This window comes from Sphingobacterium sp. UBA6320 (assembly GCF_002440335.1).
Lineage (GTDB): Bacteria > Bacteroidota > Bacteroidia > Sphingobacteriales > Sphingobacteriaceae > Sphingobacterium.
This window is the reverse complement of sequence record NZ_DJTA01000008.1, coordinates 342128-358637: the sequence shown is the minus strand read 5'-3', so window position 1 is coordinate 358637 and position 16510 is coordinate 342128. Positions and strand designations below refer to the sequence as shown.

Sequence of the window (16510 nt, the reverse complement as noted above, 5' to 3'; positions counted from 1 at the left end):
AACCTATTTCAGTATAAGACATTTTTATAGCCAATAGAGAACAATTTCACGTTGCAGATAAGCTGAAATACAGCGATGATGAAAGAGTCGTCTTTATTGATTTTACGTCTCCATATTACATCTTTAAAACGCACATAAACAGACTATAACTACCTCTCACCTCCAGCAGACATGACAATCCTCTGTAAGTTATAATTTTGTTTGGTCAGCACTTGACTTACTTCTGCTTCAAAGGTCATCACGAGCAGTGCGATCATCGAAATAGAAAATCTAGATTTTAACAAAAAAATCCTTGCGGCACCATTCACCACATCATAAACACATCAAAGCTTTTTATTTAATCATCATTTTAGCCGATCAGAGAGATTATTAATACAAAACCGCTCAGATACCCGACAAAATAAATTAAATCGCTTAAAAGCGCTAATTTGAGATAAAGCACTCTTCAGGCATCGATCAAGTATAGATGAAGCATAGATAGAGCGTTGATAGTGCATGGATAGTGTATCAATGGGTACCGTTTTACGCACTATCCATGCTTTACCATTGCTTAGCATATGCACTACCCATGCTTGGGACATGCATGAACCACCGTGTTCCCGTGCTGGTCTACGCTACGCCTGCAGATCCTCAGCTGAGCTACTGGCTTGAGTAGCTCTTTGGTAGCTTCGCAGTAGCTTCTCCGTACATTCTTGGTACAAGATTGGTACACTCCTTGTGAATAACCCGTACACTAACGGTACACTCTTGGCCACTTGAAAGCCTTATTTTCCTTCAAAATCAACAGCAGGGATGTCCAGGCTATTTGGATCTGATTCGTACTTTGTTTTAACCTTGTTCGTACCTTGTTTTAAACTTTCTTGTCCCTGCACCGCAGTTGCAAAGTCCCTGCACCGTCCATTTCCCGGGTCAGGGACGGGAAAAAGGCGGTGCAGAAGCGGTGTACAGACGGCTTTCGGTAAAACAGTATCCGAATCTGATATGAAGCTGGTATCGAGCTGGTTGCTGTCAAAACTGCTCCGAAACATCCAATTTGGTATTTTTCTGCCTTTCTTCGACCTTTCTTCTAGACTTGTTCTACCTCCACCTGAGTCTCCTTCGAGTCGGCTTCGAGTGTCCCCTCACTCCCTGTCGAAGCCCAGTCGAAGCCACCTCGGAGCCCACTCGAAGCGACCTAGAAGATGGGGCGAAGTTGGTCAGGAAAAGGTTGGAGGATTGCCGACCCAATGCCGAGCCAGTCTCCAACGTGATCCCGATGGGCATTCGAAACTTGATCAAAGCATATGAAAAGATTGAAGAAAAACAATAGTAGTTGATTGTGCAACAGTATTTTTTAGCGCTTTTTTTCAACCGTTAATTCGGGTAGACATAGGGGTTGTTTATATATCACACCCACCCATAAACAACCCACAAAAAAACCGCCTGATCATGCCAGACGGTTCTCTATATTTTAAAAACGATATCTTATTTCAGTTTTTCAATCTCTTCGATGGAGAGTCCGGTTCCTTTAACAATATCTTCCACAGGGAGACCCATTTTCTTAAATTCTAATGCTATAGCAATAGCTTTCTCATGCTCTCCTTTCTCCATTCCTTTGGCTATGCTTAACTAAATGCTCAACATCGAAATATGATTATTAATTTAATTTTGCAATCGCAGTAATCGTTCCGCCGTCAACGCGCAATCCTTGAGTAGCAGAAGCAGTCGTTGCATCAATTTTGTAGACATAACTTATTCCTGTTTTCAAAGTAACGCCAACATAACCAATGCCATCTTTTTTAGTATAGTTTGTTGATGTAACACTATTTATTTCACTACCGCTTGGCAGACCAGACACTTTTTTAAAACTCTTATCATATACGTTGACAACAGCAAAATTATATTTATCAGCAGCATTCATCGCATTCATGGATACCACAAAGTTTCCTTTCCCAACATACAACCAATTACCAATTTTGTACCCTCCTGACAATTCTTCAAAATTGAGATAATAACTGAAGTCATACGCTGTAGTTCCCTTATTAATTCTAACAATTGCAGAAGGTTTTTTGCTCGTAACTTTACCTGCTGTGGTTGCTGCCGCTGACGAAAACGCATACAAATCACCTTTCTCGTCAACTGCTGTTCCATCCAAGAAATAGGCTCCAATATAGCTTGTACGATTATCTTTGATGACTTTTTCCAGTTCCATTTTTGGGTATGAATAAACTGCAATCCATGAACTATCTGGATAAGCAGTACCAAAAGAATCACCACAGCATCCTTTAATTGACATATAAGGTGCAAATACTTTATCTCCAAACTGTCTAATCCAAGTAAAGTGCGCCAACTCCCCATTGCTAGAGGGTATTTGATTGTTTATAGTTCCCTCTCCAGTAATCAAGAGGCTATTGGTATTGACAATATAGAAATTAGATAATTTATTCGTAATCGATCTAGATATTTTCATCAGCAAGATATCATTGTTAACGGGAGCAAAAGCTTGTACAGTTTCGGATTGAAAATCTGAAACCTTATTAAGCGTTCCATTTTTGATGTCATATGTCGTAACTGCTCCCGGATTTCCCTGTCCATATAACATGGAGAAAAACTTATTATTGGCAGTCATATAATATCGATATGTTCCATCTTGCTCCACTCCATGACCTTTTGTGGTCACCGATCCTTCATCTAAACTTGCAGCTGTCAATAGATAATCGGCCACTCCAGTTGATGCAACTGGTGAAACTGCAACAATATAATTACCAGGATTTGGCGGTCCAACATCATCCTTCTTGCATGAGGTAAATGCAGATAGAACTATGCCTGTAATCAATAATTTTTTAATATTCGTTTTCATTTTCTAATCTTTATATTCGAACGGGAATGATTATTTATTTATAAAATAGCGCAGGTTAACATAAAAAGCTCTTCCTGGTTTTTGTAGACTAAAATTGTCATACACCTTTTCATTGGTCACGTTTTTTGCTTCAAGGCCAATATTATATCGACTATTTGCAACGCTGTATACCACATTGAAATCGTGGGTAAAATGTTTCGGAACGACCAATTTTTGTCCTCCTCTACTTGGCCAATACAAATAGAATTCATGTACGTAAACTAAGTTATAACCTACATTCAAAGTATTTCCTTCATTCATGAAGTTCTTAAAAATAACAGAGGCATCTCCATGAGCAAAAAAGTACGGGATATTAGGCATTTGGTCATTATATAGAGGGCTGATATTGGAATAATTGGGTTCGTATTTCTGCTTATTCTGTAAATATTGATAGGTGATAGATCCACCTAAAGTCAACCAGCTTTTATACGAATAACGAGCATCAGCATCTGCTCCCCAAGTTTCTACCCCCTCACGATTATCAGCAACAAGTTTTGATTGATTATTATTTAAACGATTGTAAATAAAATCACTAGCATAACGGTATATTAAATTTGCTCCTACAACAAAACGGTGATCTTTATTGATGGCAAAATTATAATTTGTTCCTAAGTTCAAATTATGACTGCTTTCAGGTTTTAATTTTGCGTTAGCTTCTTGATTTTCCACATCTCCAAACATCTCATAGGGTGTTGGCATACGATTTGTCCGTTCGTACGATGTTTTTATCTGTAAATTAGGTTTGATATAATAAGCTGTAGCCAATCCATAACCAAAGCGATTATGTGTGGTGTCAAGAGCTCCATTTTTATTGTTTTGGGTCAAGAGCTTTCCAAAAACAGTTGTCGTCCACACATCTTGAATACCATATGTGTAACCCAAACCTAAAATATTTTTGTTCGTTTTTTGTGGTTGTTCATAAGCTGCGTTTGTAGGATTCAGCTCGTCGTGTCCTTTTCTATTGAAAGTCGAGAAAACATTGCTTAAGGCAATAGAATGGTTTTCTCCCATTCGATAATTCAAATTAGTTGTTGCTAGGCCTTCGTTATTTTTGTAAATATAAAGCTGTCTCGCGCGCTCGCCGTTAGTTCCATTCGGTTTTGAGGTGCCATACCAATCATAACGAACATTTACCGTATCAATATTTTGTTCTTTGCCCAGATTATAATTGGCATTAACGATCACGTCCAATCCTTTAATAATATTAGTCTTTCTATATTTTAAAGTAGGCATAACGGTTGACCCGCGGCGGTGCCATTGTCCGAATACGGACTTCATCCTCGCTCCTGTTTGAATTTCCTTATAATTTTGCCCCAGAATAACACCTAATAATAAGCGATCTGCAAAACTTTTGTCCACAAAACCCACCTGCGCTATGACAGATTCATTGTGGTATTTATCATGAAAGCGTTTTACGACAGCATTTTTATCATATGCACCTGTATAAATGTCAGCAGCCTCAACATTTACTTTATAATTATTGTCTGAATAATTCTGAAAAGCATTCAACTGGAAGGTCAATCCTTTTTTAGAAGTAGCGGCAGCATTAACAACAGTTCGGTGTGTATTAAATGATCCATAACTGTAAGAGGCATCAACAAAATTACGAAACCGGTCTGCAGTCACAATATTAATAGCGCCACCTAAAGCATCAGATCCTAACCACATCGGTACGACCCCTTTATAGACTTCAATACGATCCGCAATATTAATTGGGATATTATTGATCTGAAAAGAAGAACCAAAGTTATCCATCGGGATACCATCAACAAAATATCTAACATGTTCACCAGAGAAACCATTTAAAGATAAATTAAAGTTTGATCCAACTCCTCCAGATTCACGTACACGCACTCCAGCTACTTTATCCAATGCTCCAGAAATATCTAATGTGCTATTATATAGTTTTGTTGCATCGATTGCTGTTACATTATAAGCCTGGCGACTGACTTCCTGAACTTTAGTTAATCCCAGAACCTCAACCTCAGCAATTGCTTTGTTTGACTTGACCAAGTTAAAATTATGGTGATTAACAGACTCCAAAACCAAAACGATATCCTCTATCCATGTTTCTGCTTCAATTGAGGTGATCTTTACACGAACATTTTTAGATTTTACATTTTTAATTTCAAATAGTCCTTTGCTATCTGAAATTGTTTTCTGTTCTGCGATAGTAACAGTGGCACCATGTAAAGGTTGATTGTCTAAATAAATGGTTCCTTTAAATATCGTGGTCTGATGTTGTGCAAAACTTGATATAGCACAACAGACAAGGGCAATTAATGCCCAAATTTTTGTAAATTGCATTTCTTTTAATTTCCGTTAGAAGAAGCATACGTTTATGTATGCACAGTTAGTCTAATTATTTAGATTTTAAATGCGCCACGTTATAAATTGCAGCTTATGCGTGGCGTATTTCTTGCTTAGTCCCCAATAAACATCTTGGCTATCGGTTCATTGATCTGTTTATTTTAATATGTATATCTTTCTATATCATAAATTCCTTTCCAATAAGTTGATTATTTGTTAATTGTCAAAAAGTACTTTGGTTTAGTATGTCTGCCCCTATTCAGTATCCAAATTTCAAAAATGAATAGCCAATACTATGATTAAAACTGATTCAAGGTTGTTTAAGAATAATCGATTTATTTAGACTAATTATAAACAATACTGCAAATATAAAAATTAATCTATGCCCTCAAAACTAAAATTGAAATTATTGAAAGATTAGTAACATGTCGCTTGACTATATCACCAATTAATACTGATCATTCATTTTGCACTTCATAAGTATCAGATTCATGACGTATTTATGATTTACAGAAACAAAATTTATCCCCCTATCTACTTACATATGAAACAATCTCTTTCCAATTGAAAGGACATCAAATAAAGATTTTTACGATAGGAATTTTAGAGTGGCTCTTTGAGGGGATGGTATTAGTTTCTATGGTTCACTCCGCTTCATGTAAGTTTTGACGATAGAACGTTCTCGCTGTTGTTCTGTTATCCAGGTACTGATTTAAAGAAAACAGGCTGGATCAAAAGTCAATTGTACTAGATTGACACTAAATAAAATTTCGACACTTCGGTAGATTCAGCAAAAAAGGATCAAAACTCATCAGAGATTTGATCCTTTTTTATGATTTATGTCATTAAAAGCTAACCTAGCAAATTTAAATTCTGATTTGAAATGGCGAATTTCATTGATGAGAAAGCCTCTTTACTGATATCAAATGCACAGTCTTATTAACTTACCTTAATATTTTGAGCAGGATTAAAAGATTCAACATCTTTTGGTAGAATTACTGTTAGAATTCCTTCTTCATAGCTTGCCGTCAAATTAACTTGAGAGACCTGCTCATTTAATTGAAAAGATCTGCTGAATGATTGTGGAACAAATTCGCGGTACATATACTGCTCTTCGTTGTCTTCTGTTGCAGAGACTTCGTAAGAAATGGTCAATATTTTATCTTTTATTTCAATTTTAAATTGTTCTTTTTTGAGACCAGCAGCATATAATTGTAGGGTAAAAAAAGCTTTATTTTCTTCAATATTGACTAAGGGTCTATGTTCACGAGAAAACTCATTTCTTATCTTTCCAAATTGTTGTTCGAATTTATTTTTTAAATTGCCGTATTGCGCAAAACAGTCTGTGTTATTATTATTTTTATTAAACATGGTGCTTAAATATAAAGTTAATTGATCGGGATAATGGCTATATGAGAACGTTTGATTTCATGGGATGCTGGCCGTACAGCCGCACCTAAATCTGCTCTGAAATCAGTCGAAATAGGAAACGAACGTTCACGCAACATCTTTTGAGATTTCTTATTTCGCATCTGACTCGCAATAAAGATCGCCAATGCGCTCAATATTGTCCCTGCCACTAATAATTTAAATAGAAGTCCAATTACAAAGGACAGTAAGCCAACAACGAATGTTACTGCTATGAGCTTAGGTATAATAAATCGAATTTTATTTTTCATATTTTGTTTTTTTTATAATTACTTTAAAGGCCTTTTGATAGAAGACGCTTTTACAAAGACAATACTTTAAAACAAATCGTATTTTTTTTTAAAAAGATAATTTTTGAACAGATAGCGATTTATAGCAAGTTTTAAAATATAAAAAAAGAGCAGAGAATTATCTTCTCTGCTCTTTTGAGCCTCATCACTTCTGATGCTTTATTGTTGTTCCGTCTGCTCATCATGGGGCTTGTCCCGACATGCCGCTGAAAATCGACGTTTCCATTCTGCTTTGAATTTGGATCGATCATCATCTGTACAATGTTGCGCATGCTTGTTGAAGCACTGTCCATTACACATTTCATGTCTTCGACCTTTAAATCTAAAACCTCCAAAAAGAATTTTTGACAAAAGCAGAATTCCAAAAGCTTGCCAAAAAGAGATCATCTTTAAGCCAAATATTTCAGGCATCAATATATTCCATAATAACTGTACTCCCCATACAAATAATAAGGCAAGTATGATGCCGCAGGGTATCATAAAAAAAAGCTTCTTCTTTTTATTACTGCTATATGTATTGTTCATAAACTATCTTTTAATATTATATTTCATTGTAAAGTACACGAAGTTTTTGTCGAAGATGCTTAACGGCATATCCTTTACGACTGATGATTGTCTTGATACTCTCACCTTCCTGATCTGCAATCTCCTGCAGCGTCATATCCTCAATCTCATGCCATAAAAATGTATTTCTCTGTTTTTCTGGCAACTCGTCCAAAGCTTTCATGAGTTGATCCCAGAAAACATCTTTGAACATCTTCAGTTCAGCATCATTGGTATGGTCGGACAGTAGCAGTTCCTTGATTTGCAATCTTCCCTCCTCATCTTCATACATCTGATCTTCCAGTGATTCGGTCTTTTTTTTCCTATACAAATCTGTTATTTTGTTTTTAGCAACAGCATACAACCAACCACTCATATTCTCCAACTGATCAATATTAGAAAGCCGACTCGTCTGATACCACACTTCTTGTAAAATATCTTCAGCATCTTCAATTTTTTTCACTTTCCCATTAATGAAACGAAGCAATTGAGAGCCATAGTTTTTGACGACCTCGGATATCGAAGATGTTTTTTTATAAGACATGTTTAAGGTATGAGTAGCATCCATACCAGTATAGACGATCATCAAAAATTATTACTTTAAAAACTTCAAAAAATTTTACGGACTATTTTATTTTACTTATGGTGTCAAACGTACTTTATTTTAAACGTAATTTTATATTTAAAATTCCTAAAATAATTTAAAAACACCATATATCCGATCTAAAAATATTTTATTGTTACAAGTGAACTGACCATAATCTTTTAAATTTCATATTTTTCCAAATGATTCTTCACCTTTTGGCTGCTTAATTCATGTGTAATAAGGCGCATCATTTTAAATGTATGATAAATAACCCGTAAAATTTTACTGGTTTGCACAACCTAGAATAGCAACTAAATCTTAATTCAAAGCAACGACCGATCTTATCTAAAGTTATTAAATAAATTAAAAGAACCACATTACCTTCCTTATTAACAAGAGGATATAGTCAATTACGGTCAGTTTTAATTTGCTCTTTGTATTCAGGGCATTATATTTTTGAACTTGATATGACTGCCAATTGATTCAAATTTGATGGCAACTCAGCACCTATATCACGACATAGCAGGATGATACCTAAATTTATTCTTAAATTTGCTATTACGATTAGCGTTTTTTATATCATTCGATTTTTCAAAATAAAAAGATATAACTTAAAACCTATTGCAAAGTATACAACATTTAGTACATGAAATTTTTAATAAAGAGCTGCTTTCTCCTTTTTATATTGATCAATAATCTTCCCACTCGGATTATAGCTCAGGATATACAATATCTAGCAAATCCTTGGGTCCAGCAATTCACAAAATCAGCCTATCAGGCTGGCAATCAAAACTGGGGATTAAGCGTGGATAAACAAGGTTTAATCTACGCCGCCAATTCAGAAGGACTGTTAGTTTATGATGGCGCTTACTGGAATTTATATCCTCATCCCAATAAAGGTATTGTCCGTGTTGTTCAGGTTCATTCGGATGGAAAGATCTATACAGGCGGGCAATCAGAATTCGGATATTGGCAGAACAACAAAAATGGAAGGTTGGAGTACCATTCAATCAGTAGCCTATTACAAAAAAAACTAAATGATGAAATTTGGAAAATCATTATCCAAGATAAGCGCATTATTTTTCAATCTTTTTCGACCATATACAGCTATGAAAATAACCAGATAAAAACAATTACTGGAGATGGAGAACCTTTTCTATTTGCTTTTCAAGCCAATAAAAGAATTTTCATAGAAAAATTACCATCTGGCTTACATGAATTAAAAAATCATAAATTAGTTCCTGTTCGAGATAAAGACCGGATAAAAGGACAGAATATCCTGAGCATACTCCCTATCGATCAACATTCTTTCTTGATCGGTACAGCCAAAGCTGGATTATTTGTGATGGATAAAAATGGTACTATTAGTCCTTGGCAAAATGATATCAATGAGGAGCTTAAGAATGCACAAATTAACAATGGCACTAAACTGTTGGACCATTATTATGTATTTGGAACAATCCTAAATGGTATTTATATCCTTGATGAAAAAGGTGTTCTAGTACAGCACATCAATAAAAGCCTTGGTTTACAAAACAATACTGTTTTAAGCCTAACTGTTGACAAGCAATCGAATATCTGGACAGGACTTGATAATGGTATAGACCGAATAGCCATTAATTCTGATTTATATTATTATTCGGATAAATCTGGAAAGCTAGGAACTGTTTATTCTGCAAAAATTTATCAAGGATATCTTTATCTTGGAACCAACCAGGGCCTTTTTTATACTACCTGGAATCAGCAAAAGAAATATCAGCCCATCGACTTTAAAATGATTCAAGGATCGCAAGGTCAGGTTTGGAATTTAGAAATTATTAATAACGTGTTGGTATGTGGACATAATACGGGTACATTCCAGATAAAGGGAAACCAAATGAGCTTATTATCACCTAACACGGGGGGGTGGGTAATTAAAAAACTATCTCCTCACTTCCCAACCGTTTTGCAGGGTAATTACACCGGTATATCATTGTTCCATAGTGCAACAAATGTATTAAATTATATCAAGCAATATCCAAACTTCAAATCTGGAGTTCAATTGTTAGAAACGCAAAGTAAAAATACAATTTGGGCAGCAGGATATAACGAGCTTAATCTGATTAAATTTTCAGAAGATTTCTCTGAAATCAAACAGATAAAACCCTATGCACATCAGAAAGGACTACCAAAATCAAATTATATTGGTGTTTTTAAATTGGGGGAGATCAATGTCTTTACCACGGATAGTGGACTTTATTTATACGATGAACTGGTGGATAAATTTACACCATACCAACAAGTCAATAAAAAACTAGGAACATTTGCGAAATCAAACAAAATAACCGTTGCAGGAAACAATAGCTATTGGTTTATTCATAAAACTCGGATTGCTTTAGTCAATCTATTACCTGGAGGGGAAATCAAGGTCGATTCAATCAAATTAGCATCATTGGAAGGTAACATGATGAAGTTTTATGAAAACATAGCGCCCATTGATGTCAATCAATATCTGATCAGTATTGATAATGGATTCTCGTTATTGAATTTGAAACATGACAATTTCAAATCCGCGGCAGTACCGATTCCTCTCATTCGAAACATAAGAAGTCTTTTTAGTACCGATAGCGTTTATTTTAATGATGTTAAAGAAACGGTTAAGATAAAATACAGAAACAACAATATCAGAATATCTTACGCGTTGCCCTACTATACCGAAATACCTGTACAATATCAATATAAATTGGGAAATAGCCAAAATGAATGGTCAGATTGGTCTAATTTGCCTTATAAGGAGTTTTCAAACCTTGTGGTAGGTAAGCACCAATTTATCATCCGTGCAAAACTACCGAATGGCTTCATAACCAAAGAGAATACCGTTGAAATTGAAATCTTACCACCGTGGTACAGAACTTGGTATGCCTATTTAGGATATCTGATTCTGTTAATCTTTTCTTTTAAATGGATTCAGAACTGGTACAATAAAAAATTGATAAAACATGAAAAACAGTTAAAACAGTCCTATTTGCTCAAACAAGAAGAGCTCCTCAAGCAGGAGGCTATTCGTGCGCAGCAACATTTAATTGAGGTTAAAAATAAACAATTGGAGCATGAATTGTATGTTAAGAAAAAGGAATTGACAAATGCAACAATGAATATTGTGCAAAAAAATGAGCTTTTAAATTCATTAAACCATGAACTGCTGCAATTAAAAGATGAAAATGGCAATAAATTAAAAGCGGATCAGCTTCAGAAAGTATCAAAGATTCTTAAAAATGCTTATGAAGACAATATGGATTGGCATCTATTTGAGCAAAGTTTTAATGAGACGCATGAGAACTTCTTCAAAAAATTAAAACAACAATTTCCGGAATTAATGCCAAATGATCTGAAATTATGCGCATACCTCAGATTAAATATGAGTAGCAAAGAAATTGCCAGTCTACTCAATATCACAACACGTGGTGTAGAAATTAGAAGGTACCGATTACGTAAAAAATTGAATATACAAACAGAACAGAATTTAAGTGATTACTTAATGAATATCAACTAAAAATGTCTCTAAGTCGACCTCTCTCATCTGCGACTTAGAGACATTTTTTTATTGAAACCAATCAAAACACTACATCATTACCTCTCATACGATATAGTGTGTTTTTAACACTATCTATCAAATAAAGTAACAACACACTCACTATAAGTTACTGACAAGCAACTATAATTAATAACAAAAACACAAATACTTTGTATTCAAACGGAGTGATGTAATAATGTATAAGTCCAAAATTATACATTTCGAATACTACATCACATCTTTGCTGTAGTGAAACTTAACATAAATGTTAAATTTCATTAACAAACATTCAGAATAATTGGAATTTATTAATTGAAAGGATAACCAAAAAATTCACCTATGAGGAAGTTATTTACATTATTATTACTCCCTGCATTTTGTCACATCAATGTGTCAGTATATGCACAAAGCGGTAAAGTGATTACTGGAAAAATTACAGCTAAATCATCTAATGCCGTACTTTCAGGAGTTACCATTTCGGTTAAAGGCACAAACGTAGCTACGCAGTCGGACGCAAATGGAGAATTTAAAATTGCAGCAGATCCAAATCAAGTATTGATTTTCCGCTACATCGGTTATGATGGTAAAGAAGTGACCATCGGACAACAAAACAATGTTATTGTTAATCTAGCAGAACAAAATACTGCTTTGGATGAGATCGTAGTCATTGGTTACGGTACCGCTAAGAAAGCAGATTTGACAGGTGCCATTTCACGGGTGACGGCAGGTGATATTGTTAAGCAGCCCGCATTGAATGCTGTACAATCTGTACAGGGTAAAATTGCTGGGGTGAATATTATTGCCAATGAAGCTCCTGGCTCTGCTCCTACAGTGATTATTCGTGGTCTAGGAACAGCTTCGGGCGGTCGTGAGCCGCTATACATTGTCGATGGATTTCCTGTCGATAACATCACAAATATCAATTCGGCAGATATCGTATCCATGGATGTCTTAAAAGATGCCTCTTCAGCTTCTATTTATGGTCTACGAGCAGCTAACGGTGTGATCTTAGTAACGACAAAACAAGGAAAAGCAGGTCGTGCTCAAATCACTTATGATGGATATGTAGGTGCTAAAGGGATACTCAATCGTGTTAAAATGGCTGATGCCAATGAATATGTCACTCATTTTAATGAAAATCAAGCGGTAGTAGCAAAAGATGGAATTCCATTAGCACTCAACCAAAAAAACAATACCGATTGGTTTAAGGAATTATTACAAACTGGTATTGTGACTAATAACGTGGTTAGCGTATCTGGAGGTTCAGATGCAGTAGACTATTTCTTTAGTTATAACAACTTTACAGAAAAAGGAATTACAGACGGTTCTCGATATGTACGAAATACCATTCGTAATAATAACACCTACAAATTTTTTGATAACAAATTAAAATTAAGTCAAACGCTAAATGTATCCTTCTCTAATGATCGTACCAAACCATTAAGTGCATTTGATGCGGCTTACCGTCAGTCACCTTTAGTACCTGTTCAGTACGAAAATGGCCGATACGGAAGACCTATTTATAATAAGACTACAGGTGAAGCGACTTATATTCTTGGTGCAGGACAAGCTGGAGGAAAGTTGAATGATACAGGAAACCCTGTATATGAAAACAAGATGCAAGAGCAGTACAACAAAAACTTGTCCATTCAAGGCGGACTTCAAGCCGAATATCAAATCTTCAGTGATTTAAAATTCACCTCTCGTCTCGGTGTGACAAAGTTCTTTTCTCAAAATAGAGGTTTTAACGATATTAAAGACCGTTACTTAAATGAAGACCCTTTAAGAACATCTGCAGAGTTTGAAGAATTGAAAGCAAAGAACCCTAAATCACTTACTTATGCTAATAACAGTTTAAATCTTGCGAAAACGGAGACATTCCGCTGGGCGTGGGAAAATTTCCTATCCTATCAAAAACGCTTTGGGAAGCATAATTTAGATGCAACCTTGGGGACTTCAAGAGAGAAAGTGGAAATTGGTAACATGTCTGATCTGACTGGATACGATGTACCAAACAAATCACAATATTGGAATATTGATCTTGCTTCTTTAAATTACGATAAGACAGTCATACAGACTTCTTATACACCTACAGCATTGGTTTCATATTTTGCCCGTGCACAGTATAATTACGATTCTAAATACTATTTGACCGCAACAGTACGTCGTGATGGTTCGAGTAAATTTAAGGCTTCAGGAGAATTCTTTGATATCTTCCCATCATTTGGAGCGGGTTGGACTGTTTCCAATGAGAGCTTTATGCAAGGATCAGGTATTGATTTCTTGAAAGTAAGAGCAAATTGGGGTAAATTAGGAAATCAAAAAATTCCTTTAAACGTTTCCCAAGTTTTATCTTCTCCAGGTTCCGCTAATTACAATTACGTGTTTGGACCAGAACAAGACCTTGTACTTGGAGTAGCCTATGGCAGCCCAGCAAGAAATCTAAGATGGGAGGTAACAGAAGAAACTGGCTTTGGTTTAGATTTTACTTTATTAAATAACCGCTTAAGTGGTAATGTGGATTATTACAATAAGACCAATACCAATGCTATTTTAGAAGTAAAACCCTTATTGAATTCACCGTTTTCTCAAAAATACTTTGATCACGGTGGAAAAATATCAAATCAAGGGGTGGAGATTGGTTTAAATTGGACTGATCAAATTAACGAAAACCTTTCGTACAGCATCGGTGGTAACTACTCATACAATAAAAATACATTGAAAGAGGTAAAACCGGCTTATGATGGTGCTATAGGAGGAAGTCTTAATAATGGACAAATCACTAAACAATTGAAAAAAGGTCAACCACTCTACGCATGGTATATGCTGGAATCTGATGGTGTTTGGCAAACAGAAGCTGAAATTGCAGATGGTGTGGCAACAACTGGAGCGAAACCGGGTTATTTAAAATACAAAGATCAAAATGGTGATGGAGTTATTGATGATAACGACAAAGTTTTCCATGGATCATATTTACCATCGTCGACATTTGGATTAAACCTGAGTGTCAACTATAAGAAATGGGATTTCACGGCTCAGGGCTACGGAGTAGCCGGCAATAAAATTTACAACGGATTAAAAGGAACTCGGGTCAATGGTGGAGAAAATATTACCAAAGAGACTTTTGATAATCGTTGGACTGGAGCAGGAACATCCAATACACATCCTGGAGCAGCTCATGATGCCCTAGCTTCAAGTTATTATTTAGAGTCGGGAGCATATTTTAGAATCAATAACTTAACATTAGGTTATACTATTCCAAAATTATACAATTCAACATCAAAAATTAGAATGTATTTAACAGCGCAGAACCCTTTCATGTTTACAAAATATACAGGTTTCTCTCCTGAAATTACAGGAACAAATGCTGGCGCTCCCGGTGAAACTGCTGGAATTGAGCTATCTGCTTATCCAACAACACGCAATTTCATTTTCGGAGTCAATGTTTCATTCTAAACTTTAAAAATTAAAATCATGAAATTTAACAAATTACATATAGCCTTAATTTTAACAGCAGGTTTGAGCATGTCTGCCTGTAAAGATTCATCATTTTTAGATGTGCCTTCTCAAGAAATTGTGGAGGAAGGTGATAAAGATCAGGTTTACACACCTGAATCTTTTGTCAATTCTGTCTACGGGATGTTTACGGACTGGAATTATTCGTTTTCTTATGTGGCCATTACCGATATGCTTTCTGATAATGCCGATAAGGGGTCTTCTCCTACCGATCCAGGAGGTGATAAACAAGAAATTGATAATCTAGCGTACACCAGTTCTTCAGGTTCTTTCGGTGCATTATGGTCTCATTGGTACAAAGCTATTGGCCGTGCAACACAATCAATTGCATTGACGGAATCAACTGAAATTGCAGATGCTGCTTATAAAAACAGACTGATCGGCGAAGCGAAGTTCTTACGTGCTTTAAATTATTTCTATTTAGTTCGTGGTTGGGGCGATGTTCCAATTCAAGATCAAGACTTAATCATTCGCGCGCCTAAGGCAGACGTCTATGCTTATATCATTAAAGATTTAAAAGAAGCTATTGAGGTATTGCCTTTAAAATCTGCGTATGAGTCTAAAGACCTTGGTCGTGCTACAAAAGGTGCAGCACAAGCTTTATTATCAAAAGTATACTTATACAATCAAAACTGGAATGAGGCCTATACGTTAGCAAAAGAGGTCATTAATTCAGGTCAATATGGCTTGGAATCAAAATATGAGGTGCTGTGGCGCGCAAGTTCAGAAAATGGCACAGAGTCGATCTTTGAATTTCAGGCACGTGGAGAAGCTATTGCTCATGGTGTACAACAATATTCAGAAGTTCAAGGTGCCCGTGGTGTAACTGGCTGGGGCTGGGGCTTCAATACACCTTCTCAAAATTTATTAAATGCCTTTAACGCAGAACAAGATAATATCCGCCGCGACGCGACTATTATTTTTCGTGGAGAAACTTTGTGGGATGGCCGTGTAGTCGGAACTGGGGTTGAAAATCCAATGTACAACGAGAAAGCATACTCATCCGCTAATGCAGGTGCTGGGGATGGTGATAAAAATGTGCGCTATTTACGTTTAGGCGAAGTATATTTGATCTTGGCAGAAGCCGCTAATGAAATGGGTAACACCGCAGAAGCGACCACTGCACTGAATACGATTCGTACTCGTGTCAAATTGCCTAATACCACGGCTACTAATCAAACAGACTTACGCAAAGCAATCTGGAAGGAACGCCGTCTAGAATTAGCTTTTGAGCATGATCGTTGGTTTGATTTAGTTCGTACTAAACAAGCTCCTGAAGCAATGAAAGCAGATGGAAAAACATTCCAAGAAAAGCATTATTTGTTCCCAATTCCTTACGAACAATTAACACAAACACCAGACATGGTGAAAAATCCGGGTTACTAATCCAGGTTTACAATCATATA

Annotated in this window: 11 protein-coding genes; 3 read left to right on the top strand and 8 right to left on the bottom strand. The window is 35.9% G+C overall.

What is annotated here, in order from left to right; all coding sequences use genetic code 11:
- Window positions 1-764 precede the first annotated feature (764 nt).
- The 8 genes from B3P23_RS05400 to B3P23_RS05365 form a co-directional block, all read right to left on the bottom strand.
- Window positions 765-1028, bottom strand: a complete 264-nt coding sequence (locus B3P23_RS05400; protein ID WP_293924993.1) for a hypothetical protein — start codon at window positions 1026-1028, stop codon at window positions 765-767.
- Between the two features lie 436 nt (window positions 1029-1464).
- Window positions 1465-1590, bottom strand: a complete 126-nt coding sequence (locus B3P23_RS05395) for a hypothetical protein (protein ID WP_293924992.1) — start codon at window positions 1588-1590, stop codon at window positions 1465-1467.
- A 46-nt stretch (window positions 1591-1636) separates the two neighbouring features.
- Complete coding sequence (locus tag B3P23_RS05390) at window positions 1637-2839, bottom strand: DUF4374 domain-containing protein (protein WP_293924991.1); 1203 nt, start codon at window positions 2837-2839, stop codon at window positions 1637-1639.
- Between the two features lie 30 nt (window positions 2840-2869).
- A complete protein-coding gene (locus B3P23_RS05385) occupies window positions 2870-5185 on the bottom strand; it encodes a TonB-dependent receptor domain-containing protein (protein WP_293924990.1) in 2316 nt (771 codons plus the stop codon).
- Between the two features lie 942 nt (window positions 5186-6127).
- Window positions 6128-6559, bottom strand: coding sequence for an Hsp20/alpha crystallin family protein (locus B3P23_RS05380; RefSeq protein ID WP_108159782.1), 432 nt, complete (start codon window positions 6557-6559; stop codon window positions 6128-6130).
- A gap of 17 nt (window positions 6560-6576) precedes the next feature.
- The gene (locus B3P23_RS05375; protein ID WP_045754186.1) at window positions 6577-6867 is read right to left on the bottom strand and encodes a hypothetical protein; all 291 of its coding nucleotides are present in this window, start codon (window positions 6865-6867) and stop codon (window positions 6577-6579) included.
- Window positions 6868-7065: 198 nt separating this feature from the next.
- Entirely contained in the window at window positions 7066-7431 is a 366-nt protein-coding gene (locus tag B3P23_RS05370; protein WP_248753847.1) for a hypothetical protein, read from the bottom strand.
- A 16-nt stretch (window positions 7432-7447) separates the two neighbouring features.
- Window positions 7448-8035, bottom strand: coding sequence for an RNA polymerase sigma factor (locus B3P23_RS05365; protein WP_293924989.1), 588 nt, complete (start codon window positions 8033-8035; stop codon window positions 7448-7450).
- Between the two features lie 646 nt (window positions 8036-8681).
- On the opposite strand from B3P23_RS05365, the gene B3P23_RS05360 reads away from it, so the two are divergent.
- From B3P23_RS05360 to B3P23_RS05350, 3 genes are all read left to right on the top strand, one after another.
- The gene (locus B3P23_RS05360; protein WP_293924988.1) at window positions 8682-11567 is read left to right on the top strand and encodes a transcriptional regulator; all 2886 of its coding nucleotides are present in this window, start codon (window positions 8682-8684) and stop codon (window positions 11565-11567) included.
- A 360-nt stretch (window positions 11568-11927) separates the two neighbouring features.
- On the top strand, window positions 11928-15044 hold the full coding sequence (locus B3P23_RS05355) for a SusC/RagA family TonB-linked outer membrane protein (RefSeq protein WP_293924987.1): 3117 nt from the start codon (window positions 11928-11930) through the stop codon (window positions 15042-15044).
- Window positions 15045-15062: 18 nt separating this feature from the next.
- Window positions 15063-16490, top strand: coding sequence for a RagB/SusD family nutrient uptake outer membrane protein (locus tag B3P23_RS05350; RefSeq protein ID WP_108159785.1), 1428 nt, complete (start codon window positions 15063-15065; stop codon window positions 16488-16490).
- Window positions 16491-16510: the final 20 nt, after the last annotated feature.